Below are 26760 nucleotides of genomic sequence, written 5' to 3' on the forward strand. Positions count from 1 at the left end.
TTATGCCTTTACAAATTGGTTCATCTTTACAGCCAGAAGGGAAGATGCTTCTTGCAGTATGGCTTGTTGTTTCGGACCAATGGCAGAAAAAGAGGCCATTTCGACAACAGCTATTGTTTTTTTCTCGACCACAAGTGGCATGAGTATCAATAAATGTGGTTTCGATTTTCCCAAACCCGATTCAACCATAAAATAATTCTCCGGAATTTCTTCTATTATTTGCATCTGCTGCTCGGCGGCAACTTGTCCGTTCAAATTTTCGCCTTTCTTAAAACCCACTGGTGATTTCTCGGTTGTAAGACCATAAGATGCGCAAAAATTAAAGCTTTCGCCACCATCGGCCGAAGTGTATACTATGCCTTGCACCAGGTTAAAGTAATTGGCCAGAGTTATTAATAATTTTTTGGCATACGAATCGACGTTTTTAAAGTTGCCTTGAGGAATGAGTGTTTTTGCCTGTTCCTGGGTATCGTCTAAAACAAATTCCTGCTGCTTCAATTTTTCCTGTTCCAAACGAATCTGGTTAAGAAGGTCAGCGCGTGCTTCTTCCGACTTTTGTACGACATGTGCTTCGAATAGCTTAAAGTCGGTGAGTTTATAAAAAACGAAGAACAAATAAACAAGCAGGGCAATGGCCAGCAGAGCAAATAATGCCGGAAAAACACCAAGTTTTTCCTTTCCTGAGACAAAAGCATTCCATGCAGCAATCAGGCTGGCTAGAATGAGCACAATTCCGGCACTAAAGCCAGCCACTGCAATTTTTCTGTGTTTTACCTGGAGCATGCTAATATTTTAATTTTGATAAAAAACTAATAATCTGTTCAGTCGTATATACATGGTCGACCTTTGTAAGCTGTAAGGCCGATTCTGTCATAGTTTTCACTTCGCATTCGCGAGGATCTTGCACAATGGTCAATCCTCCTTTTTCTGCCACTACTTTTAAACCCATGGCGCCATCGCGGTTAGCGCCAGACAGAATAATCCCTACCAGTTTATCGCGGTATGCATTTGCGGCAGTGATAAACGATAAATCAATCGAAGGTCTGGAGTGATTAATCGGTTCGTCGGTCGAAAGGGCAATACGGTTAGCCATTTCTACAAACATATGATAGTTCGCCGGAGCGAGGTAAGCCCTTCCTGGGCGAAGTGAATCCTTGTCAAGTGGCTCCTCAATAGGTATATTCGATTTTAGCGACAAGGCTTCGACGAAACCTGACCTTACATGCTTAAGCCGGTGAAGGCACAAAAGCACTGGTAATGGAAATTTATCATCGAGTGAACTCAAAATTCGGGTCACTACCTGAAAACTTCCTGCCGAACCTCCAATTATTACTGCCTTGTATTTCACTAATTTACAACTTTAAGTTGACTAAAATCTCTCTTGTTTGGGTTCTTTGCAATTATATCTTACGTTTATAAACACTTTCGCTTTTATTGACCAGCTCGAAGGATGCCCCCACTGCATTTACTGGTTTAATCTCTTCCATCACTCCAACAACAAGGCTACCTGAAGCCGATAACAACTGGTTCATACGCTCCAGTATCCGTGTCTGAAAAGTAGGGGTGTAATAGATCATCACATTCCGGAACAAAATCATTTTATTGTTTTGTGGCGCTTTACTAAAATAGATATCATCCACGATAAATTCTACAGATTTTATTAACGATGTATCGCGGTATACTTCATTGTCCACAATTTTATAGTACGATTCGAATTCCTTTTCGCCATGGAAACGCTTGTAGTTCTCAATAGAAACCTCAAGTTTTTTCATGGGATACCTGCCACTTTGCATGTATTCGATACTTTTTTTGCTGTATACACTGGCATATATTTTCACCTTCTCTAGCAGGTTCATTTCTTTTAAAAGGATGCAGAGTGTATACAGTTCTGCCCCCGAAATACATTGAGGAATCCAGATTTTAAAATTATCGAAATGCCTGTCGGTCAGATTGGGGAAATATTCTTCTCTTAACCATCTCCACAACGATGGATCGCGAAACATTTCGGTGGAAGGCACAAAAAAGTCGTACAAGAATTTATCAAAGAACTCAGGATCTTCCGAAAGGCTGCGAAATAAATTCTCCGATGTAAGCAGTCCGTTTTTTGCAATTACTTTCTCCAGATTATATTTAAACGAGGTCAAAGCAAAATTCGAAAAGTCGTAATTATGTACCTTTTGAATAATCCTTATGATTTCCCTTATGTCAACAATTCCTAATTCTACCATGAACAGTTATATTTTTTAACTTCAGGTGTTTACCTCTTCAATACTAAACAAATTCAGGATCCTATCTACATCGCCATTGGAAGTAAGCACTGGCGAAAGATTGTATTTATATTGGTATTTTTTCGATCCCTGATGAAGTGTTTCCATACGCATGATACTCTTTTTCGTCACTACCACTTCTTCTATAAATTCATCACTGATCAGGCTTTCTTCTGTAAATACATCACGGTGCTTTTGGTAAAGTACACGGTCTGCAGGCATGCGCAGGAATGCCAGTAATCTTTCGTTCACATGGCTTATTGTTCCGCTTGTATCGTATTCAAGAATGAAGAAGCTTTTTCCTATTGCATCTAATAAGGACTGCAATTCCTGTTCGCGGCGGGTCGATTCTTCCTGAGTGGCAATGAGCTCTTCTAGGTTCTGACGCATTTCTTCTTCCTGTTCTGCCATCTCGGCGGCTTGCTGTTGCGATTTTCGCAGCAGCTCAGAGGTGCGCGAATTGTTGCGTGCACTAATAATGGTCGAAGCAAGGCTTGAAGCAATGCTGGTGGCAAGTTCTATTTCAATGGCACTAAAAACTTTCAACGTAGCCATTTCCACCACACCCACCATTTCTTCGTTGGTCATCAATGGTAAGAGCAATAGATTATTTGGTGGAGTATCTCCCAAACCAGATTTGATGGTAATATAGTTGTCGGGCAATTCGGTAAGGTTTATTACCTTTTTCTCCAAGGCACAGGTGCCCACAAGACCCTCACCCAATTTCAGTGTTTTTTGAAGAAAACGTTTGCGGTCGTATGCAAAAGCCGACATCAGGTGCAGCTGGTTTTTGTTTTGTTCGTCTAAAAGGAAAACGCTTCCCTGAAGTGCCCCCATGTATTTTACCAATTCACGAATAAATTCATCGGCAAGAATAGTAGTATCGTGGCTGTTAAGCCTGAGAATTTCGCCGAATTTTGCCAATCCTTCGTTGGTATAACGTCTGGCATTGTTCTCGAGATCGTATTTCATTTGCTCGTTTTGAGCTTTGCGCATCATTTCCTGAAGATTCACTAAAAGTTTTCCAATGACATCGTTTTCGGTAGTAGCTTGCAACTGAGTATTCAGCCTATTGTTCAACATATCTTCGATAAAGGTCTTGCGGCCATTCAGAAGGTTTAATAAAGCCTTGATCTCGGTATAATAGGCATCAAACTCATAGGGGCCTGAGCCCGGTATATTGGGCATAATGCTTCCGCTGGCAAGAGATTTTGTAATGGAATGCAACTGATGCACAGACCCCACCACCGTGCGCGAAAACCGGTACATCATCAGTATGTATGCAGCCGTTAGCAAAAGCGCCAGAAAAATGAAAATCAGATTCCACCTATTGTGGTAATGATTTGTTTGTTTTTCAATTTCTTGTTTTAACCTTGCAAAGCTATGTTGCAGATACTCGTAACTTGCTGTAAGATCGGACAATTGTCCAGTATTATCGGAGGTATTAAGTAAGCGCTGGTCAATTTGTGCAATACCCTCTAATACTTCCTTTAATTCGTCAACATCTCTTTCTAAAACAGCGATATCATATCGGCTTTGGGAATAAAAAGCCAGAAGTACATTGTCGCAAAATTCCAATAAACTATTCAATCTGGCAGCTGAATAATCGAGTAAATAGAAACTGACAAGACTATTGAACTTTTCGGCCTGAATTCCATTATCGGGGGCCATGCTCAATTCATTGCTGATGCTTTGAAATAAATCGTTTGCGATTTCAACTTTGCCTCCATAGCTATTACCTTTTTCCTTAAGACTCAGAATGACTTTGGTATAGCTGAGAAGGTAATTCTGCAAAGCAAGCGAGACGCTGTCGTCGAGGGTAGCATGTTTAAAGTGTTTCCTTAGATATTTTAAATCGCCCAGCAGTAGAAGCGAATCGCTTATACCATCAACAAGCAAATTCTGTGTGGCAATAAGTTCATCGCAGGTGCGGTCGGAAAAATGAAGGTCAGACTTTTGCAGATCGAAGGCTTTATCATGATTGACATTAGCAACAGAAAGTTTCGATTCAATTCCGGTGGAATACGATACTGCCTGAAGGGTGTCTTTTTTCCGATATCCAGAATAGAACATGATAAAAATGAGCGTGGAGATTATAAGTATTGTAAAAATACTTTGTAGTAAAAACCTGGTAGAGATATGTTTTATTTTAATAACCATAAGTTGATGGGCAATTAGTTCTTGTAATAAATATGACCCTTTTTCTGGTATTTCACAGAATACGAACCTAAAATAGTTTCGTGCAAGCCCAGTACCAGACAACCCGAATCGTAAAGATTGCGGTGAAAAAGATCGAAAACCTTGCCTTGAAGGTTGTAATTAAAATAGATAATCACATTTCGGCAAAATATAATATCGAATTTAACAAAAAGACTGTTACTTTCTTTCACCAGGTCATGCTTCTTATAAACAGGCTTTTGCCTTAAAAAATCATTCATTTTAATGGTGTCAGTCGCCTTATCAATGGTAAAATACTTGTCATAGGGCACCTCGTAGTATTCTTCGTAGTTATAAGGATTTTCTTTGATTACTTTGTCAAAATTATCGAGATATCCGATGTTAAAGCGGTATTTGTATTCGCCATTCTGCGCCTGCTGCATCACGTCGGTGTTCAGGTCGGTGGCATATATCTTCGCTTTGTCGAGCATTCCAAGCTCGTTCAAAATTATCATCATCGAATATACTTCCTGCCCGGTTGAACAGCCCGCATGCCAGATGTTGATAGTGGAGTTACTTTTAAGTTTTGGAAGCACCGCATAACGTAAGGCATGCCACACTTGTGGGTCGCGAAAAAGTTCGGTGGTGTTGACAGTAATTTCTTTAACAATCCTTTCAACAAACTCAGCGTCATTTTTTATTTTATTAACCAAAGCAGTAATATTCAGCTTGTTGTCTGTTAAAACCTTAGCTAAACGGCGTGTTAATGATTTTTCAGAATAATCACTGAAATCATATTTTGAGGACGTTTTTAGCGCAAACAAGAACAACTGATAATCCTGTTCGGTTATAGTCATAAAACTCTGGTTAATTCTATTCTGTCAATCTATCCCTATTCCTGATATTAAATCTATTAAAACTTACCGAATAATTAAAATAAAAGTAGATTATTTTAAAATCGACTTATAAATATTACACTTTTTCGTCACACCATTTTTAAAAGTTATCAAATGTCTGTAAGTCTTTACTGGTGCATGTTTTCAGAATATGTGTTTTTAATGATTTTTTAACCCCAACTCTGAAATAAGATTTGATCTGCTAAAATGTTTGCGGATTTCATTATGCTGTAAAATGAATCTTTTGAATTTACGCAGAATTGATGGACTGCACTTTTTAAGAATTGTCCATAATAAGCCACCAAGTTTACTCAAAGCTGATGCGGGTCGGATGGTAAGTAATAATAGGTTTCCTTTTCCGTAATGCGGTAATCGATGGCCTTCACTAATATGAGTTGGGCGAGAATATGTATTGCAGCCCGGCGCTTAATCTGGCATGCATTTGTGTAATCGCGAAGGGTGATTTGCGAATGCTCACGGAGTAGTTGAAAAAGAGCCTGTTCCTGATTATCGTATCGTACAAGCAATTTTTTATGGTGGTGCCGTATTTTCCATGCTTCGAGTAAAACAGTATCGGCCAGAAAATTCTGGTCATTCACTCTTACAAAGGCTTTAAAAGTATCGTCTTTCCAGGGAGCTCGATGTGGTTTTTTTTTGCTTTCAGGTATCACCACTTCAAGCACAGTTTTTTCGTTTACTTTATGGTGTCGGATTTTGTATTCCACTCTGGGCTTGCAATAAATATGTGCTGCTGCTTCGGCCATGTATTCCTCTTCGTCGGTGCGCACCCCAACTATATTTCCATTATCCTTTACTCCTATAAGCAAAGTGCCACCTTGAGTGTTGGCAAAAGCCGAAAAAGTGCGGGCAATCTTTTTTGCATCAGAAATTTCGTACTTAAAGTCAAGACGTTGATGTTCCCCCTGCACAATCAGGTTGTGTAAATATAAACTCACCGGGTATTGCTTTTTTGTGGAAGGGGTAAAGATAATGAAAGCTTCTTACTGAAGTTGGCTTGATAATACAGAATCCGCAGGAAGTGTGTTGAAAGCCAAATTCGCATTAGAAGACCTTCTAGTTCAAGTATATTCAGGACACGAACTCAAAAAAAAGAGGCTATCTCCATTCTTAGAGATAGCCTCTTATAATCTGGTGGAGAATAGCGGAATCGAACCGCTGACCTTTTGACTGCCAGTCAAACGCTCTAGCCAACTGAGCTAATCCCCCAAAAATCATTCTGTTTACAGCGGCACAAAATTAGCTTTTTTTCTGAACAATAAAAGTGCTGAAGCCAAAAATATATGGCAAGAAATTTGATTGAAAATAAAAAATATAGCACATACAAATTAATTTTGTTGTTCTATCAGAATTCTTTAATTTTACGACCCTCAAATAATCATACAATGGAACTAAAGAAGAGTAATGCCGCTAACCTTGAAAAAAAGAGAATTCTCTTTATAGAACTCGGATTAGTTATAGTACTTGCCATCCTGCTTCTTGCTTTCGAGTGGGGAGTAGCCCTCAGCGATGATACGATGCTTGGCAGTATTGATGAAGTTGTCATGGAAGAAGAAATGGTTATTACCCGCCAGCAACCGTTGGAGCAACCACCCCCCCCTCCACCCCCTGTTGTAGTAGAAGTTCTTAAAATTGTTGAAGACGATGTTGACATCGAAGAAATTGAATTTGAAAGCTCTGATGCAGACGAAAATAGTCAGATGCAACTCGTTGTTTTCGAAGAAGAGGAAGAATCTGCCGAAGAGGAAGTCTTTGTAATCGTAGAAGACATGCCCCAATTCAAAGGTGGCGATCTGAACGAATTCCGCGCCTGGATTGGTAAAAACATGCGGTATCCGGAAGTGGCCTCCGAAAACGGCATCAGTGGTCGGGTATTTGTGCAATTTGCGGTTAATGCAAAAGGTGAAGTGTGCGACGTAGTAATCGTGCGGGGTGTAGATCCTGCCCTCGATAAAGAAGCCGAGCGCGTAATTAAATCATCGCCTAACTGGACACCCGGCAAACAAAGAGGCCGCCCAGTTAAAGTTCAGTTTACCTTACCAGTAGTATTTGTACTGCAATAAGCTTAGATAATATTTCAATTTAAAGGCCTTCTGCTAGCGCGGAAGGCTTTTTTTGTATATTTTAGTTAGACAAACCTCAATTGCTATGAAAAATTCTTTCTTCATACTCGTGTTGGGAACTATAATAATGTTCTCCTGCAAATCGCCTTCGAAACTACTCGACGACGGTAATTATGATAAGGTAATCGATCGCTGTGTAAAGAAAATGTTGAAGGGGAATGCCAAAGCCGAAGACATGCTTATGCTCGATAAAGCCTATCAGCTTGCAAACCAGCAAGACAATGAATCGATTCGGCTTTTAAAATCCGAAGGCCGGCCCGAAAACTGGGAGCGCATTTATTTTGCATATAACCGATTGGATTGGAGACAAAAAGAGGTTAGAAAAGTACTCCCCTTCGAAGTAAAAGGAAAAACCTATAACTATACCCAAATCGATTATACACCTGAGTTGGTTGAATCGAAAAATAAAACTGCCGATTATTTCTATGCCCTTGGTAACCGGCTAATGGCCAACAAAACAAAAGAATCGTACCGCAATGCCTATCATAATTTTGTGAAAGCCAAAGGTTATAACGAAAACGGGTTCCCCGATATTCTGGAGCGTATCGATGAGGCTCAATACCTTGGAACCACCCGTGTGTTAGTAGAAGTGCGTAACGTAGCCAATGTGCAGCTACCTGCCGATTTTTACGATAAACTTTTAAGTTTCAATACCTCACAACTCAACTCATCATGGGTCGATTATTACATTGGACGAACCGACCGCACCACTCAATTCGATTTCTATATCAATATCGACCTGATTAACTTTTTCGTTTCGCCCGAGCGTTTCACTTCAACCGAATACATACGCACACGAAGGGTAGAAGATGGTTTTGAATATGTGCTCGACAGCCGCGGCAATGTGCGCAAAGATAGCCTTGGAAACGATATAAAAGTGCCCAGATACAAGGACCTGAAATGCACAGTTACCAAACGGGAGCAAAAAAAAGAAGCCACCATAGAAGTGCAGATGGAGTATTTCCAATCCCTTCCGCGCAAAGTGATTAAACGCGAACAAATGGCTGCCACCTCTGTTTTTGAACATGTGTCAGGCAAGGCTTTTGGCGATACAAAAGCCCTTCAGCCCGAGGATTTAGAACTAATAAAGAGAGATCCGGCTCCCTTCCCGGACGATATCTCGATGTTCTACAACTGCATTCCAGCTCTGCAACAATCCATCGAAAACAGCATCAATCAAAACCGCTCGCTGATTTATTAAAATAGTAAAGCGCCGGTCTTACCACTTCATTGTAGATCCTGTAAGAGTTCTTTCAGGCGAATGAATTATTGCTACTTTTGCAATTCTTATAACAGAGTTTAATTATGGCCGAAATTTCCACTGCTAAGATTCGTGAAAAAGCTGTTCTTGTTGGAATCATCCATTCCGGACAAGATGCTATGCAGGTGAAAGAATACTTAGAAGAACTTGCCTTCCTGGTAGAAACTGCCGGGGCCGAACCTGTTAAAACGTTTACCCAGAAAATTGATGCACCCAACTCCAAAACCTTTGTCGGAACAGGTAAACTTGAAGAAATTAACCAGTACATAAAAATTCACGAAGTACAAATTGTTATATTCGATGATGAGCTAACTCCTACCCAGTTAAGAAATATTGAGCGCGAACTGGAAATAAGAGTGCTGGATAGGACCAACCTTATTCTCGATATTTTTGCCGGCCGGGCAAAAACTGCACATGCCAAAACACAGGTTGAACTGGCACAATATCAATACTTGTTGCCACGCCTTACCCGCATGTGGACTCACCTTGAAAGGCAAAGAGGAGGTATCGGACTCCGAGGGCCTGGCGAAACTGAGATTGAAACAGACCGACGCATTATTCGTGATAAAATTTCGAGGTTAAAAGAACAACTCGAAAAAATAGACAAACAAATGGCTACCCAGCGTAAAAACAGGGGCCGCATGGTGCGCGTATCGCTGGTAGGTTATACCAATGTCGGAAAATCGACCATCATGAACATGCTTAGCAAATCGGATGTGTTTGCGGAGAACAAGCTTTTTGCTACGCTCGATACCACTGTGCGCAAGGTGATTATTCAAAATCTTCCTTTTTTGCTCTCGGACACCGTGGGGTTTATACGGAAATTGCCCCATGACCTGGTAGAATCATTCAAATCTACCCTCGACGAGGTGCGCGAATCTGATATTTTATTGCATGTGGTGGATATTTCCCACCCTGGATTTGAGGAGCAAATACAAGTCGTGAACCAGACTCTTCAGGAAATAGGAGCTGCAGATAAAACTACCTTTCTGGTGTTTAACAAGATTGATGCCTATCGGTTTGATCACAAAGACGAAGACGACCTTGCACCCCGAACCCAGCGACACTGGACCCTCGATGAACTTAAAAACAGTTGGATGGGAAAGACCGAAATTCCATGCATATTTATTTCAGCCCTGGAGAAGAAAAATGTAGATGAATTCCGCGAATTACTTTACAATAAAATACGGGAAATACATGCGGCACGGTATCCTTTCGATAATTTTCTATACGAAGATGACTATTGAGAATAACCGGCTTTTACAGAAAAGCTGAATGGCATAAAAAAAGCACCCCTCCGAAAAGGAGGGCACTGAAAAAGTCCCAAGTACAAGAATATTAATAATATAGCAGTAAAATACAAGATAAAAACTTGGCATTTTACTGCTTTTTTTTGTATCTTAAGAGCCTAAAATAAAGGCACTTATATGCTCGTACAACAGCAAAAACTTCAGCTTAGTTTATACTCTGATCTATATTCCCTTATCGTTCCCAAGGATAATCTACTACGAAAAATTAATGAGCTCATTGATTTTTCGTTCATTTATGATGAACTGGTAACCAAATACTGCTCAACCAATGGGCGCAATGCTGAGAGCCCTATTCGTATGTTCAAATATCTGTTGCTCAAAACGATATACGACATTTCGGATGTAGATGTAGTAGAACGTTCCCGTTTTGACATGTCTTTCAAGTATTTTTTGGAGATGACACCTGAAGAAGATGTGATAAATCCCAGTTCGCTTACCAAATTCAGGAAACTGCGGTTGAAGGATACCGATTTGTTGAATCTTTTGATAGGCAAGACCGTTTCCATTGCCATTGAAAAGGGTATCATCAAATCGAAGTCCATTATTGTTGATGCCACACATTCATTATCCAGATCGAACCCATTGTCCCCCTTGGAAGTGCTCAAAGAACGTGCCCGGCAACTTCGTAAGGTGGTTTATTCCACAGATGAGAACTGGATAGAGCGAATGCCTAAAAAGAACGAAGACAATGATTTGGAGCATGAATTATTATATTGTGATACGCTTGAAAAGGCGATAGAGTCAGACGAAGTAATACGTTCATTCCCAAAAGTAAAAGAAAAGCTAAATCTATTGAAAGAAACCATTGAAGATACACAGGATCATTATACACTTTCAAAGGATCCTGATGCCAGAACAGGCCATAAGACGCAAGACTCTTCATTTTTTGGATTCAAAACCCATATCGCCATGACAGAGGAACGAATTATTACGGCTGCCGTGGTAACATCCGGAGAAAAGGGCGATGGCCCAGAGTTACCGGCATTGCTTGAATCTAGTCAAAATAATGGAATTGAGGTAGATACAATCATTGGCGATGCAGCCTATTCAGGAATGGAGAATCTTAAAATTGCTGATGAACAAGAAATAAAAATCGTTGCAAAATTGAATCCCTCTATTACGCAGGGTTTTAGAAATCAAGAAAATACATTTGACTACAACAAAGATGCCGGAATGTTTGTATGTCCCGCAGGGCATATGGCTATAAGAAAAGCACGTCAAGGAAAGAAAGATGATGGCTCCAACCAAGTAGACACTTATTACTTCGATATTGAAAAATGTAAAACATGTACCTTAAAAAACGGATGCTATAAACCTGATGCAAAAACTAAAACCTATTCTGTTTCTATTAAATCGGATAAACATTTGGAACAAATGGAGTTTCAACAGACCGAATACTTCAAAGAAAAGGCAAAACACCGTTATAAAATTGAAGCAAAAAATAGTGAACTAAAAAACGTACATGGCTATGGAAGAGCTACTTCGTACGGAATTACCAACATGCAAATGCAAGGGGCAATGGCCATTTTTACTGTAAATCTCAAAAGAATCCTCAAATTAATGAATTAACAGGGGACTCCAGCCTCAAATTACATCTACCCTCATTACAAAAAGAATTTAAAAGCTCTTTTTACCAGAAAATTTGCATTTCGTTCTTTAAAAAGAAACTGGCAAATGAAGATATTGTCTTCACTTGCCAGTTATCTTTTAGAGAATTACTTAAATAAGTTGATACTTTTTCAGTGCCCTCCCGAAAAGTGGTGCTTTTTTATGCCGGCAACTTTATACCGTCATAATATCCTTTTCTTTAAGCTCCAGTAGTTTATCGACTTTAACAATGTATTTATCCGTGGCGTCTTGCACCTGCTGTTCGGCATCTTTTTCAAGGTCTTCTGCCAAACCCTCTTTCTTCATTTTTTTAAAGGTCTCATTCGCATCGCGCCGGGCGTTACGGATGCTTACCTTGGTGGTTTCGCCCATTTGCTTTATTTGTTTTACCAGGTCTTTTCGTCTTTCTTCAGTAAGAATTGGTACATTAATCCTGATCATCTCGCCATTATTCATGGGATTGAGGCCTAGGTTAGCAGCCATGATTGCCTTCTCTATCGGTTCAATCATCGACTTTTCCCATGGCTGAATGGCAATAGTACGGGCATCGGGTGTATTGATGTTGGATACCTGTGAAAGGGATGTCAGCGAACCGTAATAATCGACCATGATGCCTTCGAGCACAGCGGGTGAAGCTTTCCCTGCCCTTACCCGACCTAGCTCTTCATCGAGGTGAATTACTGCCTTGTTCATTTTTTCAAAGGCATCATCAAGATATAATTGAACTTCTTCTTCCATTGTATTTATGGTTTTTAACTGGTTGGGCAAAATTAAAAAAAAATATTCCGCATAAAATAAGCTTGCATCAATTACATTTATGCTCTTTATGATAAGCAAAATTCTAATTGCAAATAATGGTTCCTATGTCTTCCCCTTTCATCAGCTTTTCAAGGTTGCCATGGGTATTCATATCGAAAACAAGAATAGGCAAATTGTTTTCTTTGCACATAGTAAAGGCTGTAAGATCCATAATTTTAAGCCCTTTGCTATAGGCCTCATCGAAGGTTAAAGTATTGTATTTAACTGCCTTCGGATCTTTTTCGGGATCGGCAGTATATACGCCATCGACGCGTGTACCTTTTAACAAAACCTCAGCATCTATTTCAACGGCCCGCAATGCTGCTGTGGTATCTGTAGTAAAAAACGGATTGCCGGTACCAAAAGTAAAAATCGCAGCTTCATCCTGCTCAAAGGCCCTCAATACACCACGTTTTGAATAACGCACACCAACAGGCATCATATCGATGGCTGTAAACACAACAGATTTACCTCCAAGTTTCTCAATTGCACCCTGTATGGCAAGGCCATTGATTACCGTGGCCAGCATACCCATATAATCGCCTTGAACACGGTCGAACCCGGCTTCCATTCCTGAGATGCCCCTAAAAATGTTGCCCCCCCCAATTACAATGCCTACTTCAACCCCGTTGTCGAGCAATTGCTTAATCTGACTTGCATATTCTTCAAGCCGTTCTTCGTCTATTCCTTGTTGCTTAGAACCCATCAGGGCTTCACCACTTAATTTGAGTAATATCCTTTTGTATTTGTACATAATTCGGTCTATTAAATATTCTGTCTAAAATAGCGTTTAAAAAAGAGACAACAAAAAAAAGAGAGCCTCAAGGAAGCTCTCTAATTATAAATTGTTGTGCTGAAAGATTATCCGGCAAGCGAATAACGTTTAAAGCTTGTCACTGTTAAATCTTTGTTGGCGCTTTGCAGGTATTGACGTACAGTTAATTTGCTGTCTTTTGTAAATTCCTGGTTGAGCAAGGTGTTTTCTTTGAAGAATTTATTCACTTTGCCTTCGGCGATTTTATCGAGCATATTTTCAGGTTTGCCCTCTTTAATAGCTAATTCACGGCCAATTTCTTTTTCTTTTGCAATTACCTCGGCTGGGACATCATCTTTGTCGATTGCTACAGGACTCATGGCCGCAATTTGCATAGCCACGTCTTTGCCCACCTCGATGTTTACGGCAACGGACAAACCAACAAGTGTGGCCAGTTTGCTACCATAGTGAATATAAGGAATTACCTGAGCTGATTCAATTTTATGGAAAAAAGCCAGTTCTATTTTTTCACCAATCACTCCTATTTGTTCTACAATCAGTTCGTCGATAGTTTTACCACCGATTTTCTGAGCTTTCAATGTTTCAATATCCTTGCAATTTGCGGCAATGGCTGTGTCGATAATGTTGTTGGCTAATTTCACGAAATCGGCATTTTTTGCAACGAAGTCAGTTTCGCAATTAAGGGCAATCATATACCCTATAGTAGCAGCCGCATTGGTTTTTGCTAACACTACGCCTTCGCTGGCTTCGCGGTCGGCACGCTTGTTGGCAACAGCCTGGCCTTTTTTGCGGATAATCTCAATTGCTTTTTCGAAATCGCCATTGGATTCGGTAAGTGCCTTTTTACAATCCATCATTCCGGCACCAGTCGTTTTTCTGAGTTTGCTTACTTCTGAAGCTGATATTTCTGCCATTTTAAATGTGTCTGTTTTGGTTATTATGCCTCTTCTTCCAATTCTTCTTCGTCGATCTCGACGGCTTTAGTTTTCAAAGCTGATTTCACTGCTGGCGCTAAAACCTTTTTTTGCTTAGCGGGAACAATTGCTTCTACCTCTGCCACATCCTCTTCGTCAAGAAGTGCTTTGCGGGCTGATTCTTTTTTGGCTACTTTTTCCGCTTCATCATCGGCAGCTTCTTTTTCACGCTCTAATTTGCGTTCACCTAAACCTTCCTGAATAGCCTGGCATACCACATCTGTTATTAATAATATTGATTTGGCAGCATCGTCGTTGGCCGGAATCGGGAAATCAACTTTATTAGGATCGGAATTGGTGTCGACAATAGCAAAAACGGGGATGTTAAGTCTATGGGCTTCGCGAATAGCAATGTGTTCTTTGGTAATATCTACCACAAACATGGCTGCTGGCAAACGGGTCAGGTCGGCAATACTGCCAAGGTTTTTATCAAGCTTGGCACGCTGACGGGTAACTTGGAGCCTTTCGCGTTTCGACATATTTTCGAAAGTGCCATCGGTAGCCATTTTATCGATGGTTGACATTTTTTTCACTGCCTTTCTGATGGTGGGGAAATTGGTTAACATTCCACCAGGCCAGCGCTCGGTTACATAAGGCATGTTTATTTGCTTTACGCGGTCGGCAACAATGTCTTTGGCTTGTTTTTTAGTGGCAACGAAAAGAATTTTGCGTCCTGATTTGGCAATTTGCTTCAGGGCATTGGCTGCTTCGTCGAGCTTGACAATTGTTTTCTGAAGGTCGATGATGTGAATCCCATTGCGCTCCATGAAAATATAGGGAGCCATTTGTGGATTCCATTTTCTTTTTAGGTGACCAAAATGTGCACCTGCATCTAATAACTGTTCAAAAGTTGTTCTTGGCATATGAGTATTTGTTTACATTCACTAAAATCAACCCCGGAGTAGTCTGCCTGCGGCAAAGTCTCCGTGGGTTTGGATACTAAACATCTGGTTAAATAAAATCTAACGTTTACTGAACTGGAATCTCTTCCGTGCTTTCGGGCGACCTGGCTTTTTACGTTCCACTTCGCGGGGGTCACGAGTAAGCATTTTGTTCGATTTGAGGACTGATTTGTTGCTTTCGGCATCTATTTCTACAAGTGCACGGGCAATAGCTAAACGAAGTGCTTCGGCCTGCCCTTTAATTCCGCCACCATCGAGGTTTACGTTGATGTCGTACTTGCCAAGGTTGTTGGTAAGTTCGAGTGGCTGACGCACTACATATTGTAAAATTTCCAGTGGAAAATATTGTTTGTAATCGGTTTTGTTCACGATGATATCACCTTTACCCTCTTTCAGGTAAATACGGGCAATAGCAGCTTTTCTTCTACCAATGGTGTTTACTAATTCCATGATACTTATTTAATACTGTTTAAGTTCAATTCTTTTGGCTGCTGAGCTTCGTGCGGGTGCACATTGCCTGCATATACAAAAAGGTTTTTACCAACTGCAGCTCCCAAACGGTTTTTAGGAAGCATTCCTTTTACAGCTTTTTCAATTACACGCTCTGGTTTCTTGCGTAGTAATTCTTCAGGTGATTCGAAGCGCTGACCGCCAGGATAGCCTGTATAACGTACATAAACTTTGTCGGTAAGTTTGTTGCCGGTGAGCCTCACTTTTTCGGCATTGATAATAATGACGTTGTCTCCGCAATCGGCGTTAGGGGTAAAACTTGTTTTCATTTTTCCGCGCAACACCTTGGCAATTTTCGTCGAAAGACGACCCAACACTTCGTTTGTGGCATCTACTACAAACCACTCTTTATGGGATGTAGCCTTTGTTGCCGACTTCGTTTTATAACTTAGTGTATCCACTGTTTTTTGATTTTTATTAATACCTTTCTTTCCTGTTATCTATACCACCCTGAAATAACGGAGTGCAAAAATACAATTATTTTTATGAAATAAACAAACGATTCACAATGAATTTTATAGGATGGTTTTATTTCTGCCATTTCCCTTTGAATAGGGTGTGCACTGACTTTTAAAAAATAATTATCTTCGGCTGCTTGTAAATATGTTTAACAGCCCCATTACCATGCTCGGGAATCAGACTCATCGGTTTATTTATCTTTTCTGCATCTCACTGGTAGCGGTTTCGTTGCCATTTTCTCCCTTTCTTTTAAGTCTGAGCCAATTTATTCTTGCAGGCAACTGGCTCCTCGAAGGAGAGTTTAAAAGAAAAATCCAAACCCTAAAAACAAGACCTTCTGTTTTATTTATCCTTTCCTTTTTTCTTGTCCATATAATGTGGCTTATCCCAACCAACAATTGGAATTATGCCCTTCACGACCTCAAAATTAAACTGCCTTTTCTGGTATTCCCGATTATTGTAGGCACCTCAGTTCCTCTTTCGTTGAAGGAATTTAAACTAGTGCTTAATTTCTATTTATGCTCGATGGTATTAGCAACCTTCGTGAGCGCTGGTATCTATTTTGGCCTGGGTTCAGACCAAGCAGCCGATAACAGAAATTCGTCGCTCTTTATTTCACACATACGTTTTGCCCTGATGACTGTGTTTGCTTTTTCAATTGCAGCATCAGTTCTTTTCAATCTGGCTAACCTGCGTCTGGTTTCGAGGTATTTTTACCTTGTCGCGTTTCTTTGGCTTTTAGTGCACCTTTTTTTTATTGGTGCATTTACTGGTTTGGTAATTGCAGTTTTACTGTTTCCTGTGATTTTATCTTATGTGCTGAAAAAAATCCAAAGCCAGCAGTTTAAAAGGATTATTCTTTTACTGAGCGTTTTCAGCTTTGCCATAGTAACTGCTTATATAGCAATTAGTCTGATGCGCTATTTGGAACGCAAGGAAAATCAGTTTGACCTTTTACCCAAGCAGACCATCAATGGAAACCCTTACCAACATTATGCAAAGGAAAACAGTTTCGAAAATGGGAATAGAGTCTGGGCATTGATTTGTGAAACTGAACTCGAGCAAGAATGGAATAAGGTGAGCAGGCTCCCCTATCGTGGGAAAGATAATAAAGGCCAACAACTTCGTGCGACTTTGGTACGCTATATGGCTTCAATGGACTTACCCAAAGATTCGCTTGGCATTAGCCGGCTAAGCCCCGAAGACATAAGAATGGTTGAAGAAGGACATACTAATTTCATTTTTAAAAATAAGTGGTCGGTTTATGCCCGACTTTATGAACTTTTTTGGGAAACTGAGAACTACTTGAAAGGTCATAACCCAAGCGGTCACTCCTTCAGTCAACGGATTGAAATGGCCAAAAACGGTTTGCATGTAGCTGCCAACCATTTTTGGTTTGGCACCGGCACAGGCGATGTCAATGAGGAGGTGATGAAGCAATACCAGAAAAATAACACTTTGCTGGACCCCCGATGGTGGTTCAGGCCTCACAACCAATACATCACACTGTTTATTGCTTTCGGAATGGTTGGTTTTGCTTTGCTTTTACTGGGTTTTATCGCGGCGATATTTTTCGAAAAGAAAAATGCCGGCTATTTGTTTGTTAGCTTTTTGTTGATTGTGCTTTTGTCAATGGTAAGCGAGGATACCTTCGAAACCCAGGCCGGGGCCAGTTTTACAGCTTTTTTTCTAAGCTTATTGCTGCTGGGTCCGGGATTTGTCGATAATAACTTCTCAGATGGGCCGGCTAAACCTTGACTTCTATACCCGTGACGTACTCGAAGTGGCTCCCGACCTGTTGGGTTGCAATATTATAATAAAAGGGCTGACTGGTCTTCAATCCTTTGCTATTACCGAAGTGGAAGCTTACCGTGGCGAAGAAGATCTGGCTTGCCATGCAAGCAAGGGCAAAACTTCACGCAATCAGGCCATGTACCTGGATGGGGGGCACGTATATGTCTATTTAATCTATGGCATGTACTGGATGCTCAACATTGTTACCGGATTGTCAGGCCATCCGCAGGCTGTATTAATAAGGAGTGTAAGGGGTTGCAACGGCCCCGGCAGGGTAGGCCGTTTGTTGGGCATTGATAAAAGCTTTTATGCCGAATATCTAGTTTTATCGGAAAGATTATGGCTTGAATCGGGCATGCAGGTGAGAGAAAATGAAATTATACATACAAACAGAATAGGTATTGATTATGCCGGCGTGTGGAAAGAAAAACCCTGGCGCTATGTGTGGCAAGCCGGAATTGATTAAATTCGTTCGCAGAAAGTGTAGTTATGATTTATTGGAACACACCCCGCTTTGTTATCAGGCTGTTTAACAGACTCGAATGGCATTATAGCCGTTCAGAAAAAACCATCTACCTGACCTTCGACGATGGTCCTACTCCCGAAATAACACCGCGCGTGCTGGAATTGCTGGCTGCCCACAAAGCAAAAGCTACTTTTTTCTGCCTGGGCCGCAACGTAGAACGCCATCCGGATTTATACAGCCAGATCCTGAACCAGGGGCATGCCGTGGGTAACCATACCTACAGCCACCTGAAAGGATGGAAAAGTTCCCTTAAGTCGTATATTCAGGATATCAGTCTGGCTGCCCAACTGATTCAGTCGAAACTGTTTCGACCGCCTTATGGCCGTATTCGTAACAACCAGGTAAAGTACCTCTCGAAACAATACCGAATTATCATGTGGGATGTGCTCAGCCACGATTACAACACACGTCTGCCTGCCAAAATGTGCCTCCGAAATGTAATCCGCAGCACACGAAATGGTTCAGTGGTAGTTTTTCACGATTCGAAAAAGGCTGCCCCTACCTTACTCTATACCCTGCCCCTCTTTCTGGAGCATTTTACCCGCAAAGGTTTTATCTTTAGATCAATAGTCTGATGCCTCCAGTTCCTGCACAGCTCAACAATCTGCGTATTGTTTTTTTTGCAGCCGAAACTTACCCCTCATTTGCCGGTGGCGGACGACATGCTTTTTACCTGGCCCGTTACCTGGCAAGGGGTGGAGCCAGGTGCACGATTGCCTCGCTCAATTATAACTGCACCCTTATTAATAAGGAATTAATTGATGGGGTTTCCATACACCGAATAACTTATTGGAATAAAAGCCTGCTCGTAAAACTACTTTCCCTGCCGCCCTTGTTTTTCCAAGCCATCAAACTGGTAGCCAAAAACAAAGTGGTTTTTGTGTACGGACGGTATTTTCTTCTATACCTTTTCATTATTGCATGTGCAAAACTTTTTGGTCGAAAGGTGATTTTCCGCTCCACCCTCACCGGCGACGATGATTTGCCAGCTTTGCTAAAACGCCCGCTTGGTTTTGGCAACAAACTTATCCTTCGCCACATCAACTTATATTTAGCCATCAACCCGCAATTCGAAAAAAGCTGGAAATCGGTATTTGGTAATCGTGTGCCGGTGCTTCAATGCCCGCAGGGTTTTGATGCTACTTACTTTTATCCGCAATTGCGCAAAGAACGTATGCATGTGCCAAACGAAATTCCCTTGATTCTGAGCAATGCTATTCTTGTTGAAAGAAAGGGCTATCGTATTCTTTTTGAAGCTTTATCTACTCTGCCTTTCGATTTTCGGTACCGCATCATTGGCCAATACCTTCCCGATCCACACCACAGGAGCGCTGCAGAAGAGTTGGAAGAGATGAGCACACTCTATCAGCTCGGTAAAAAAATGCTAGGCAAAAAGGTGGAATTTCTTAATACAGTAACCGATATCAAACCTCATCTTGCCCAGGCCGATCTCTTTCTTTATGGAGCTGTTCAGGATGGCTTACCCAATGCTGTGCTCGAAGCCATGGCCACAGGCCTGCCTGTTTTAATGCGAAATTGCAAGCTGGACCCTCAGCTGTTCAAGCCGGAACAAACAGTACTCGAATTCGAAAATTCTGTGGAACTCTCTCAGCAGCTTATGCGTCTCAGAACTGATCGGCTCACTCTGGAAAGAATTGGGCAAAACGCCACCGATTTTCTGCTTAAAAACTATACTTTTGACAGTGTTGTGCCTCGTATTCTGGAACAGTTCGCATGCAAAAAAAACCAGTCATTTTAATCAATGCGGCCACGGTAAAAATTGCCGGTGGACTTATTGTTAGCTTCGATTTAGTGAAATTGCTTGTTGAATCAGACAATTACGAACTTGTGTTGGTATGTCCTGATTTGAAAAAATTCAGGCGATTTAAAGGTTCCTGCCAGTTGATATTTACCCCATCGCTTTTACTTCGGCGGATATTCCGTATTTGGCTCGACTGGGTTTGGTTACCAAAAACCATCGGACAAGTCAGACCCGACCTCCTAATCACCCTGGGTAACCTGCCTGCCCGCAGCCAATGCAGGCAAATTATGTTTAACGACAATGCCTTTGTTACGGAAAAAAAACTGTGTTCAATACCCCTGCATTCAGGCGAGCGCCTGAAACACCGCCTTAGAAAATGGATGTTCTTGCAAAGAATCCGCTTTCTACGCTTAATTGTAGTGCAAACTCAAACCGAACTGAATAAGCTGCTTGCTTTGCCAGGTTTTCATCTTCCCGCGAAAGTGCTTCCACCCTTGTTACCCTCTCATTTAACTGAGAATACGGAGATTATTTTATTGCCCGGACGAAGGGCTAATGCAATCAGGCTGGCCTGTGTGTCGTACTATTGGAGCCACAAGAACCTCGAAATTCTTTGCGAAGTACTTAGACTGGCCCATGCTCAGGACTTGAAATTGCAGATTGTATTTACCCTCAACGAAAAAAAAGTGCGTGGAGGAAAAAATCTGGTAAATAATCTACAGCCCTGGTTGAACGACAATTCAGCCATCAACGTAGGAAATATTCCTGCAAACCGCGTAATGTCGCTTATTGATCAGTGCGATGGAGTAATTCTACCCAGTTTGGTAGAAACTTTTGGTCTCAACTGCCTCGAAACCTGGTATGCCGAAAAAACCTATTTTGTTTCGGACCTGGCCTATGCCCGCGAAGTATGTGGCAATGCAGCTGTTTACTTTAATCCACTCGATGCTTCGGATATTCTAAACAAAATTGTATGCACATTTGGCGATGATGCACTCTTAAGAAGCCTTAAATCGGAGGGTCAGAAAAAAATAGCCAATTGGAATCCTAAAGCTGAATACCTCGACCTGTTTCAAAAATTTCTTGCTTTATGAAGTTTGTTTTTCTGTCGTACCTCAACCGCTCGGGTTCTACTTTTCTGGTAAACCAGTTGAGCAAATTGCCAGCGCTAATAGTTTGTCCAGAGGCAGATATTCTTTATGATCAATTGTTATGTAATCCCAATGAGATACTTCTTCCGGAGAAATCAGCTCAAATAATATCTAAGCTGCAGAAGGATAAAAAATTTTCGGTCTGGAGAATGAACTTACAAAATTTCGAAAGTTTTTCCGGCACCTGTTTCGGTTTGTTTCAGCAGATTTTGCTTGCCTTTGTAATGGAGCATGCGCCAAAAGCACACATCGTTCTGTTCAAACACAATTATCTATACAGGCTTTTCCCGTTACTCGAAACCCAAGAAAATATTTTATTCCTCAGCCTTTTGCGCCACCCGGCAGCCATCTATTCCTCGCAGACAAAAACCATATCTCCTGCCACTGGCAGGGTGATGAGCCGTAATCCACTGGCATTGATTGATCAGTGGAACAGCCTCTTGCAATTTGTGCTTTCAACTGGCAAAAGTGAAAGTCATGTGCTGGTACTTTATGAAGAGTTGGTCGAAAAGCCCGATGAAACTATGCACATGCTCTGCAAAGTCCTTATGATTCAGGAAAAATGGTCGGATTTACTTCACAAACGGGGAAAAGTAGGCGAATGGCTTGGGTACGAATACATGGCCATTCACCAAAGTATAGACAAGAAGCCCATCGTTGAAAAAATCGATAACTGGAAGCTGGAGCTTGGCACAACGACGAAAAACCTTTTGGCAAGAAAGATGAGCAAAAATTCATTTTATAATTTTCCCGCCAACAAAGAAAGACATGTATTTCTTATTTGTTACAGCCTTTTTTGCCGATTCGATCGAAAATTTTTGAGTTGGAAGCAAAATATAAAACACCTAATACAACATGGGGTTTAAAACTACAAAACTGGCAATTAGCCTGAGAAACAAGAATGTTTTGTACAAAGCATGGCTGAATTTTATCAGTTTGCTGCAGCCTGTGAATGGCCACCATCTAAAAGAATTTCTGCTTTTTGTGGGTTATCCACGCTCGGGCAGCAGCACCCTAGGCTCCCTGCTCGATGCCCACCCGCAGATAATCGTGGCCCATGAATTAAATGCATTAAACTATTTAAACAGGGGGTTCAGCCGGCGGCAAATCTTTACGCTTCTTATTCAAAATTCTATAAAATACGCTCGCAGCGGTCGCTTTAGCTCGGGCTATCCGGGATTGGTGCCCGGTCAACACAATGGGAAATCGGCCTGCCTGAAAGTGCTCGGTGATAAAAAAGCCGGTGGCACGGCACTGGCACTAAGACTAAATGATAGCTTGCTTCATCGTCTTCAGGACAAAGTACAGTTACCCCTTAAGTGCCTGCACCTGGTGCGCAACCCTTTCGACATGATTACAACCCAGGCTTATGGGGGAAATGAAAAAAAGGCCCCCCTCACAGCAGAAGGTATTCAGCGGGCCATGCGGCTTTGCTTCGAGAAATTCGATACTATTCAGAGTCTGATTCAGAAAAAAATCCATTCTGTGCATACTCTTCGGTACGAGGCCCTGCTGGAAAATCCTGTATCGGAATTGTCGACCATACTCTCCTGGCTCGAAGTGGATGGGGATGATGCCTGGCTCGATGCGTGCTGCCGGCATCTTTATCAGCAGCCCCACCGCAGCCGAAGTAAGTATAACTGGACTGCAGATGAAAAAGAACAGGTGATGCGGCAAATTGAAAAATATCCCTTCCTGCAGGGATATACATTTGAAAACTAATGCTTGAAGGAGATACCCTGAGGGCTAATGCATAGTTGCTGAATATCTGTTCCTTCCCGAAATTTTTCGATACGATAAAGACTGTTTTTCTTGGCCCTGTAGAAATGAAAATAGAGTACCTTTCGGCCCGAGATTTCATCAGTGAGGGCTCCGTTACTAAACACCACCTTGTAATTTAGTTGACCTCTTTGCAGAAAGTACTCATCGCTCAGCATAAAATCGCCATAATGCACCTTTAGATCGAAAGCAGAATTTACCAGATCGTTCAGGTCATTTACCTTCCCAGCCTCGCAAAACGAAGAATAAAAAAGCGATTTCAACCTAAAAGCAACACCTTTTCCTGCAGGGCGCCCGTGTGCTTTAAAGCGTTCTGGAAAACTGAATACATAATATGGATTCCGCAAAATCTTCTTCCAGTTGTCGGAGCGTGTATATAGAAGCCGCATTGTGCGGGTATTCTTAAAAAGCGTAAAATTCCCGGCAAAAGAATCTTTTCGTGCTGTGATGATGTCATAGCGATCAAAATCTTCTGGGCGGAGCCATTCGCCGATGTGCCCCATGATCATATCCAGGTCTGTGTATCCCCAAAAACCGGCTCCTTCAAGATAGTCTTCAAACAAATGCCCGTAAAACGGTTTGTAATCGCATAATTTGTAGGGGAACGGAAGTTGCAGGGAGATTTTGAGCTTTCCCTGGGCAAGGTTGATGAATTCCTTTCGACTCATCGGAATGTACCGAACATTGTCGGGCAGGTTGAAAGATGGCCTGCGGTCAGCAAAAAATAAAAAATCAACCTGTGGATTCAATCTGCACGAAATAAAATAGTATTCGGCCAGGGCCGGCAGTCTGCCAAAATAAACCAGTATGATGCGTATTTTCTTCAATTTATAAAAGGTGTTTTTTTATGGCCGAAGCCAGCCGTTGAAGCTTCAGGTAAATCTGCAAATGGCCATACTGCTTTTTGCCAAAATACCGCCAGGGTCTTTGGCTTTTTACTACCTGCCGGAAGTCGTCGCTCTCGTTGTAGAACTTATAGAAAAGAGTATTCAGAGTGGGGTTTGATCGAAGTGTCTGCAGGTCGTGATAATGCGCTATTCTGGCCGCATCATCGAGCCTGGCTCTCCGGCGGACGGGAAAATTCATTTCTTCACCCAGGGCTTGTACTTGATAAGGCCGCTTCGCCAGCACCAGCGACAGGGCCAGCTGGTCGCGGTGAAATACATCGAACAACTTATTTTTTAGCTGCGAGGCTTGCGAAAGAAATACAAATTCCTCCTCCCACTGCCGGGCAAGCGCCTGGTGCAGACCCGGTCGTATCCACAAAACTCCCGAATTGTAATAGGGTACTACCGACTCCAGGGTAACTGTTGTAAAAACTCTTTCTGCCGGCAATACCAAGCCCCTCTGGGCAAAGAGCCCCTGCCAGTTTACCCCGGGTGCGGCATCGGCAGGTTTCATGGCCAGGTCAGGCTTGCCCGTAAAATCCGGCAACTCCTTTAGCAACAGGGTATCGCTATCGAGAAACAAAACCGCCCGGTTGGTTTCGAGCTGCTGCAGGGCATAAAATTTATTGCTCATGGGGTCACCCGGCAGCATTCGCTTGCGCGAACCGAGGTAAGGATTTGAAAAACATTTTACTTCTATGCGCAGATTCCCGAACAAGCGGATACTTTGTTTATTGATCCCTCTTAAAAGCCTCTCGGGAATAAAAACATGCGCAATGTTTTGATGGTATTGACGCAGAGAGAATGCAAGCAAAAGCGATTTGATTTCGAGTTCACCGGGTTGGCAGATTAATACGATTTCGGTATCCTTCATGGTTGTTCTGTTGACGACAAAGGATATCCAAATACTTGCATATCAAGCAGACTATAGTCTTTCATTATCCGCTGGTTCGATTTCGCGTATTGTCTGCAGAAGTCGTTTAAATAGCGCTTTGCCTTTGGGGGAATCTCCTGTCTGCTGCCTTTCCCCTCGCGCGAAGTATATACCCCTGGCAAATGAAAATAATAATGTTTAAAGGGAATGCCATAACGGGTAAAATGATTAAGCCCACGGTAAAGTACAAGCTGGTCCGGAGACAAACCGCGGTTTAATGGCCTTTCGGATGGCAGGGAGCCCTCGATCGTGAAGCCAAAATCGGTATTCATTTTAGATAGAAATTCATTCGGATTCTGACGAAACGATTCATACAAATACACATGCATCCTTTCTTTGCCCACTTTATTCGAAAGGTACTCAAGATAGGGTTCGAAATTGGCAAACAAGGGCGAAAAAAGAAACAGTTCTTCGAGCCTGTTGGCTGGGTTCAGGAAGCGCCTCAGCGAATAGGTGCCCCCTTTTTTTATATACTGCGAATAGAGCGAAAAAATAAAGTGAGACTGCTTCCGCAAAAAAACCACATATTCCGCTTTGGGAAAAAGGCTTACCAGCCGGTCGATGGATTCGCTATAGAACCAATGGTTCACCTGGCCGCCCCGGATGTTGCCGGTAATCATTTCTTCGGAAATGATTATATTTTGATTACGGGGAAGCTTAGATAAAAATTCGTTGTGTTTAAAAGTCAGGGGCGATTCGTGAAAAAGCGAGGGGTTTAGTATCTTTCGAGTCAGAAAGGTGTAATTACTCACCTGTGGAAAATACACCTGCTGCAACCAGGTGCTTGCAGTACGCGGAAAACCAATATGTACAACGATTTTTGCCACCCGATGCCAAAGATATGAAGTTTGTTGCGCCTAAAATACAACAAAAGCGCTGCCTTGCCACCATCAGCAGCAAAGATTATTGGCCGGGAACCCGGCAGATGATCAAAAGCTTTATGCATTATAACCCCTGGTTCACGGGCGATATCCTCATTCTTACAGAAGATAGCCTTCCACCAACAGGCTTTCAAAACCACACTGTTCGCTTTCAGGCACCCTCGGCGGAATTGATAGAAAAAATTGAATCGCTATGTCAGGCCATTCCATGCTACCACACAATTAGACCCCGCTTTTTTGTGCTCGATTTATTTCTTCCCTCTTCTTATGAAGAAATCCTTTACATCGACAGCGACATCCTGTTTACTGCCGCCATTGAACCGGAGCTGCTTTTTGCCCATGACATTTCGATGGTGCCCGACCCCTGGCATTTTAGAGGATTTAGGCGTAGGAGAAGCAACTTACAAAAAATACCATCAGAAATGGCCGGGCTCGATTGCTACCCTACTTTTTTCAACTCAGGGTTGATTTGTGTCCGCTATCCCCTTTTTTCGCCTGAAACACACCGGGGCTTGCTTCAAAAGGTCGATTCCGGTTTCCTGGGCCAACTGGAAGATTGCCTTGCCGACGAGCCAATTCTGAACTCCTATTTCGAAGGAAAAATAAATGCTTTGCCGCTGCATTATAACTGTCCGGTGCATCTGATCATGGAAGGGTTGGTCGAACAAACACCATCAGGACTTCACTTCACAGGAAAAAACAAACCCTGGAAATGGAAATCGTGGTGGCGGCTTCCACTTAGGCGTCTTGCTTACCTCAACTTTCTGATGTTATGGATTACCCGCAGAACCCTCATTTGACCAACGTGTTGCACAGTGTATAAAAACACTTTAATCCCTGGCAGGATGCATTTTGTCAAAACAATACATTTACAGGAAAACACACACTATATTTGCTGTATAAAGCCCGAAAGATGTATCTTTAAGTGATCATGCTGTAAATGCATAAACATTGATAGGTTTGCACCGTTTAAAAAACACATTTTAAT

At 41.9% G+C, this 26760-nt stretch carries 27 protein-coding genes and 1 tRNA gene; 12 read left to right on the plus strand and 16 right to left on the minus strand.

The annotated features are described in order from the left end of the window. The 7 genes from IPM71_06180 to IPM71_06210 all read right to left on the minus strand — a co-directional run bounded on the left by IPM71_06180 (position 1) and on the right by IPM71_06210 (position 6547). Positions 1 to 783, minus strand: coding sequence for a GAF domain-containing protein (locus IPM71_06180; protein ID QQS52321.1), 783 nt, complete (start codon positions 781 to 783; stop codon positions 1 to 3). A 1-nt stretch (position 784) separates the two neighbouring features. After that, positions 785 to 1348: a chemotaxis protein CheB gene (locus IPM71_06185; protein ID QQS52322.1), complete on the minus strand. Its 564-nt coding sequence runs from the start codon at positions 1346 to 1348 to the stop codon at positions 785 to 787. A 52-nt stretch (positions 1349 to 1400) separates the two neighbouring features. Continuing rightward, positions 1401 to 2228, minus strand: a complete 828-nt coding sequence (locus tag IPM71_06190; protein ID QQS52323.1) for a hypothetical protein — start codon at positions 2226 to 2228, stop codon at positions 1401 to 1403. Between the two features lie 21 nt (positions 2229 to 2249). Then, positions 2250 to 4340 (minus strand): GAF domain-containing protein, encoded by a 2091-nt coding sequence (locus IPM71_06195; GenBank protein QQS52324.1) that lies wholly within the window; start codon positions 4338 to 4340, stop codon positions 2250 to 2252. Positions 4341 to 4441: 101 nt separating this feature from the next. Next, the gene (locus IPM71_06200) at positions 4442 to 5281 is read right to left on the minus strand and encodes a protein-glutamate O-methyltransferase CheR (protein ID QQS52325.1); all 840 of its coding nucleotides are present in this window, start codon (positions 5279 to 5281) and stop codon (positions 4442 to 4444) included. A 350-nt stretch (positions 5282 to 5631) separates the two neighbouring features. Next, on the minus strand, positions 5632 to 6276 hold the full coding sequence (locus tag IPM71_06205; GenBank protein QQS52326.1) for an ATP-binding protein: 645 nt from the start codon (positions 6274 to 6276) through the stop codon (positions 5632 to 5634). A gap of 194 nt (positions 6277 to 6470) precedes the next feature. After that, positions 6471 to 6547, minus strand: a tRNA-Ala gene (locus IPM71_06210). Positions 6548 to 6723: 176 nt separating this feature from the next. Here IPM71_06210 and IPM71_06215 point away from each other — a divergent pair. The 4 genes from IPM71_06215 (at position 6724) to IPM71_06230 (ending at position 11601) form a co-directional block, all read left to right on the plus strand. After that, the gene (locus tag IPM71_06215; GenBank protein QQS52327.1) at positions 6724 to 7401 is read left to right on the plus strand and encodes a TonB family protein; all 678 of its coding nucleotides are present in this window, start codon (positions 6724 to 6726) and stop codon (positions 7399 to 7401) included. A gap of 85 nt (positions 7402 to 7486) precedes the next feature. Beyond that, positions 7487 to 8662 (plus strand): hypothetical protein, encoded by a 1176-nt coding sequence (locus tag IPM71_06220; protein QQS52328.1) that lies wholly within the window; start codon positions 7487 to 7489, stop codon positions 8660 to 8662. Between the two features lie 104 nt (positions 8663 to 8766). After that, a complete protein-coding gene (hflX, locus tag IPM71_06225; protein ID QQS52329.1) occupies positions 8767 to 9969 on the plus strand; it encodes a GTPase HflX in 1203 nt (400 codons plus the stop codon). A 180-nt stretch (positions 9970 to 10149) separates the two neighbouring features. Next, entirely contained in the window at positions 10150 to 11601 is a 1452-nt protein-coding gene (locus tag IPM71_06230) for an IS1182 family transposase (GenBank protein QQS52330.1), read from the plus strand. Positions 11602 to 11814: 213 nt separating this feature from the next. Here the strand turns inward: IPM71_06230 and frr are convergent, their stop codons facing one another. The 6 genes from frr to rplM form a co-directional block, all read right to left on the minus strand. Then, on the minus strand, positions 11815 to 12378 hold the full coding sequence (frr, locus tag IPM71_06235) for a ribosome recycling factor (GenBank protein ID QQS52331.1): 564 nt from the start codon (positions 12376 to 12378) through the stop codon (positions 11815 to 11817). A 103-nt stretch (positions 12379 to 12481) separates the two neighbouring features. Continuing rightward, complete coding sequence (locus IPM71_06240; GenBank protein ID QQS52332.1) at positions 12482 to 13192, minus strand: UMP kinase; 711 nt, start codon at positions 13190 to 13192, stop codon at positions 12482 to 12484. Between the two features lie 107 nt (positions 13193 to 13299). After that, positions 13300 to 14127, minus strand: coding sequence for an elongation factor Ts (locus tag IPM71_06245; GenBank protein QQS52333.1), 828 nt, complete (start codon positions 14125 to 14127; stop codon positions 13300 to 13302). A 23-nt stretch (positions 14128 to 14150) separates the two neighbouring features. Further along, the gene (gene rpsB, locus IPM71_06250; protein ID QQS52334.1) at positions 14151 to 15050 is read right to left on the minus strand and encodes a 30S ribosomal protein S2; all 900 of its coding nucleotides are present in this window, start codon (positions 15048 to 15050) and stop codon (positions 14151 to 14153) included. Positions 15051 to 15149: 99 nt separating this feature from the next. Beyond that, on the minus strand, positions 15150 to 15539 hold the full coding sequence (gene rpsI / locus IPM71_06255; protein ID QQS52335.1) for a 30S ribosomal protein S9: 390 nt from the start codon (positions 15537 to 15539) through the stop codon (positions 15150 to 15152). Between the two features lie 5 nt (positions 15540 to 15544). Beyond that, positions 15545 to 16000, minus strand: a complete 456-nt coding sequence (gene rplM / locus IPM71_06260) for a 50S ribosomal protein L13 (protein QQS52336.1) — start codon at positions 15998 to 16000, stop codon at positions 15545 to 15547. A 202-nt stretch (positions 16001 to 16202) separates the two neighbouring features. On the opposite strand from rplM, the gene IPM71_06265 reads away from it, so the two are divergent. The 7 genes from IPM71_06265 to IPM71_06295 are packed head-to-tail and all read left to right on the plus strand — an operon-like array spanning position 16203 to position 23013. After that, on the plus strand, positions 16203 to 17816 hold the full coding sequence (locus IPM71_06265) for an O-antigen ligase family protein (protein QQS52337.1): 1614 nt from the start codon (positions 16203 to 16205) through the stop codon (positions 17814 to 17816). Then, a complete protein-coding gene (locus tag IPM71_06270; GenBank protein ID QQS52338.1) occupies positions 17797 to 18318 on the plus strand; it encodes a DNA-3-methyladenine glycosylase in 522 nt (173 codons plus the stop codon). Before IPM71_06265 ends, IPM71_06270 begins: the two co-directional genes overlap by 20 nt. Positions 18319 to 18341: 23 nt before the next feature. After that, the gene (locus tag IPM71_06275) at positions 18342 to 18953 is read left to right on the plus strand and encodes a polysaccharide deacetylase family protein (protein QQS52339.1); all 612 of its coding nucleotides are present in this window, start codon (positions 18342 to 18344) and stop codon (positions 18951 to 18953) included. Further along, positions 18953 to 20137 carry a glycosyltransferase family 4 protein gene (locus IPM71_06280; protein ID QQS52340.1) on the plus strand — a complete coding sequence of 395 codons (1185 nt, stop codon included), beginning with the start codon at positions 18953 to 18955 and terminating at the stop codon, positions 20135 to 20137. Before IPM71_06275 ends, IPM71_06280 begins: the two co-directional genes overlap by 1 nt. Then, positions 20113 to 21234, plus strand: coding sequence for a glycosyltransferase (locus IPM71_06285; GenBank protein QQS52341.1), 1122 nt, complete (start codon positions 20113 to 20115; stop codon positions 21232 to 21234). The genes IPM71_06280 and IPM71_06285 overlap by 25 nt, the downstream gene beginning before the upstream one ends. Next, positions 21231 to 22157 carry a sulfotransferase gene (locus tag IPM71_06290; protein QQS52342.1) on the plus strand — a complete coding sequence of 309 codons (927 nt, stop codon included), beginning with the start codon at positions 21231 to 21233 and terminating at the stop codon, positions 22155 to 22157. The genes IPM71_06285 and IPM71_06290 overlap by 4 nt, the downstream gene beginning before the upstream one ends. Continuing rightward, on the plus strand, positions 22147 to 23013 hold the full coding sequence (locus IPM71_06295; GenBank protein ID QQS52343.1) for a sulfotransferase domain-containing protein: 867 nt from the start codon (positions 22147 to 22149) through the stop codon (positions 23011 to 23013). Before IPM71_06290 ends, IPM71_06295 begins: the two co-directional genes overlap by 11 nt. On the opposite strand, the gene IPM71_06300 is transcribed toward IPM71_06295, so the two are convergent. From IPM71_06300 to IPM71_06310, 3 genes are read right to left on the minus strand one after another with little or no spacing between them, the layout of a single operon-like run. Beyond that, the gene (locus IPM71_06300; GenBank protein ID QQS52344.1) at positions 23010 to 23897 is read right to left on the minus strand and encodes a hypothetical protein; all 888 of its coding nucleotides are present in this window, start codon (positions 23895 to 23897) and stop codon (positions 23010 to 23012) included. The two genes, IPM71_06295 and IPM71_06300, sit on opposite strands and share 4 nt — an antisense overlap. Before the next feature lies 1 nt (position 23898). Further along, positions 23899 to 24831, minus strand: a complete 933-nt coding sequence (locus tag IPM71_06305) for a hypothetical protein (GenBank protein ID QQS52345.1) — start codon at positions 24829 to 24831, stop codon at positions 23899 to 23901. Beyond that, positions 24828 to 25718, minus strand: a complete 891-nt coding sequence (locus tag IPM71_06310) for a hypothetical protein (GenBank protein ID QQS52346.1) — start codon at positions 25716 to 25718, stop codon at positions 24828 to 24830. The genes IPM71_06305 and IPM71_06310 overlap by 4 nt, the downstream gene beginning before the upstream one ends. A gap of 14 nt (positions 25719 to 25732) precedes the next feature. Here IPM71_06310 and IPM71_06315 point away from each other — a divergent pair, with 14 nt between their 5' ends. Further along, the gene (locus IPM71_06315; GenBank protein ID QQS52347.1) at positions 25733 to 26572 is read left to right on the plus strand and encodes a hypothetical protein; all 840 of its coding nucleotides are present in this window, start codon (positions 25733 to 25735) and stop codon (positions 26570 to 26572) included. The last annotated feature ends 188 nt before the right edge of the window (positions 26573 to 26760 follow it).

It is taken from the genome of Bacteroidota bacterium, from assembly GCA_016699695.1.
Lineage (GTDB): Bacteria > Bacteroidota > Bacteroidia > Bacteroidales > UBA10428 > UBA10428.

What these genes read in the sequence shown, in the direction of transcription:
- IPM71_06180 (QQS52321.1), bottom strand. Translation starts at nt 783, where the DNA reads ATGCTCCAGGTAAAACACAGAAAAATTGCAGTGGCTGGCTTTAGTGCC.
- IPM71_06190 (QQS52323.1), bottom strand. Translation starts at nt 2,228, where the DNA reads ATGGTAGAATTAGGAATTGTTGACATAAGGGAAATCATAAGGATTATT.
- IPM71_06195 (QQS52324.1), bottom strand. Translation starts at nt 4,340, where the DNA reads ATGTTCTATTCTGGATATCGGAAAAAAGACACCCTTCAGGCAGTATCG.
- IPM71_06200 (QQS52325.1), bottom strand. Translation starts at nt 5,281, where the DNA reads ATGACTATAACCGAACAGGATTATCAGTTGTTCTTGTTTGCGCTAAAA.
- IPM71_06215 (QQS52327.1), top strand. Translation starts at nt 6,724, where the DNA reads ATGGAACTAAAGAAGAGTAATGCCGCTAACCTTGAAAAAAAGAGAATT.
- IPM71_06220 (QQS52328.1), top strand. Translation starts at nt 7,487, where the DNA reads ATGAAAAATTCTTTCTTCATACTCGTGTTGGGAACTATAATAATGTTC.
- hflX (QQS52329.1), top strand. Translation starts at nt 8,767, where the DNA reads ATGGCCGAAATTTCCACTGCTAAGATTCGTGAAAAAGCTGTTCTTGTT.
- IPM71_06230 (QQS52330.1), top strand. Translation starts at nt 10,150, where the DNA reads ATGCTCGTACAACAGCAAAAACTTCAGCTTAGTTTATACTCTGATCTA.
- frr (QQS52331.1), bottom strand. Translation starts at nt 12,378, where the DNA reads ATGGAAGAAGAAGTTCAATTATATCTTGATGATGCCTTTGAAAAAATG.
- IPM71_06240 (QQS52332.1), bottom strand. Translation starts at nt 13,192, where the DNA reads ATGTACAAATACAAAAGGATATTACTCAAATTAAGTGGTGAAGCCCTG.
- IPM71_06245 (QQS52333.1), bottom strand. Translation starts at nt 14,127, where the DNA reads ATGGCAGAAATATCAGCTTCAGAAGTAAGCAAACTCAGAAAAACGACT.
- rpsB (QQS52334.1), bottom strand. Translation starts at nt 15,050, where the DNA reads ATGCCAAGAACAACTTTTGAACAGTTATTAGATGCAGGTGCACATTTT.
- rpsI (QQS52335.1), bottom strand. Translation starts at nt 15,539, where the DNA reads ATGGAATTAGTAAACACCATTGGTAGAAGAAAAGCTGCTATTGCCCGT.
- IPM71_06265 (QQS52337.1), top strand. Translation starts at nt 16,203, where the DNA reads ATGTTTAACAGCCCCATTACCATGCTCGGGAATCAGACTCATCGGTTT.
- IPM71_06270 (QQS52338.1), top strand. Translation starts at nt 17,797, where the DNA reads ATGGGCCGGCTAAACCTTGACTTCTATACCCGTGACGTACTCGAAGTG.
- IPM71_06275 (QQS52339.1), top strand. Translation starts at nt 18,342, where the DNA reads ATGATTTATTGGAACACACCCCGCTTTGTTATCAGGCTGTTTAACAGA.
- IPM71_06280 (QQS52340.1), top strand. Translation starts at nt 18,953, where the DNA reads ATGCCTCCAGTTCCTGCACAGCTCAACAATCTGCGTATTGTTTTTTTT.
- IPM71_06285 (QQS52341.1), top strand. Translation starts at nt 20,113, where the DNA reads ATGCAAAAAAAACCAGTCATTTTAATCAATGCGGCCACGGTAAAAATT.
- IPM71_06290 (QQS52342.1), top strand. Translation starts at nt 21,231, where the DNA reads ATGAAGTTTGTTTTTCTGTCGTACCTCAACCGCTCGGGTTCTACTTTT.
- IPM71_06295 (QQS52343.1), top strand. Translation starts at nt 22,147, where the DNA reads ATGGGGTTTAAAACTACAAAACTGGCAATTAGCCTGAGAAACAAGAAT.
- IPM71_06305 (QQS52345.1), bottom strand. Translation starts at nt 24,831, where the DNA reads ATGAAGGATACCGAAATCGTATTAATCTGCCAACCCGGTGAACTCGAA.
- IPM71_06315 (QQS52347.1), top strand. Translation starts at nt 25,733, where the DNA reads ATGAAGTTTGTTGCGCCTAAAATACAACAAAAGCGCTGCCTTGCCACC.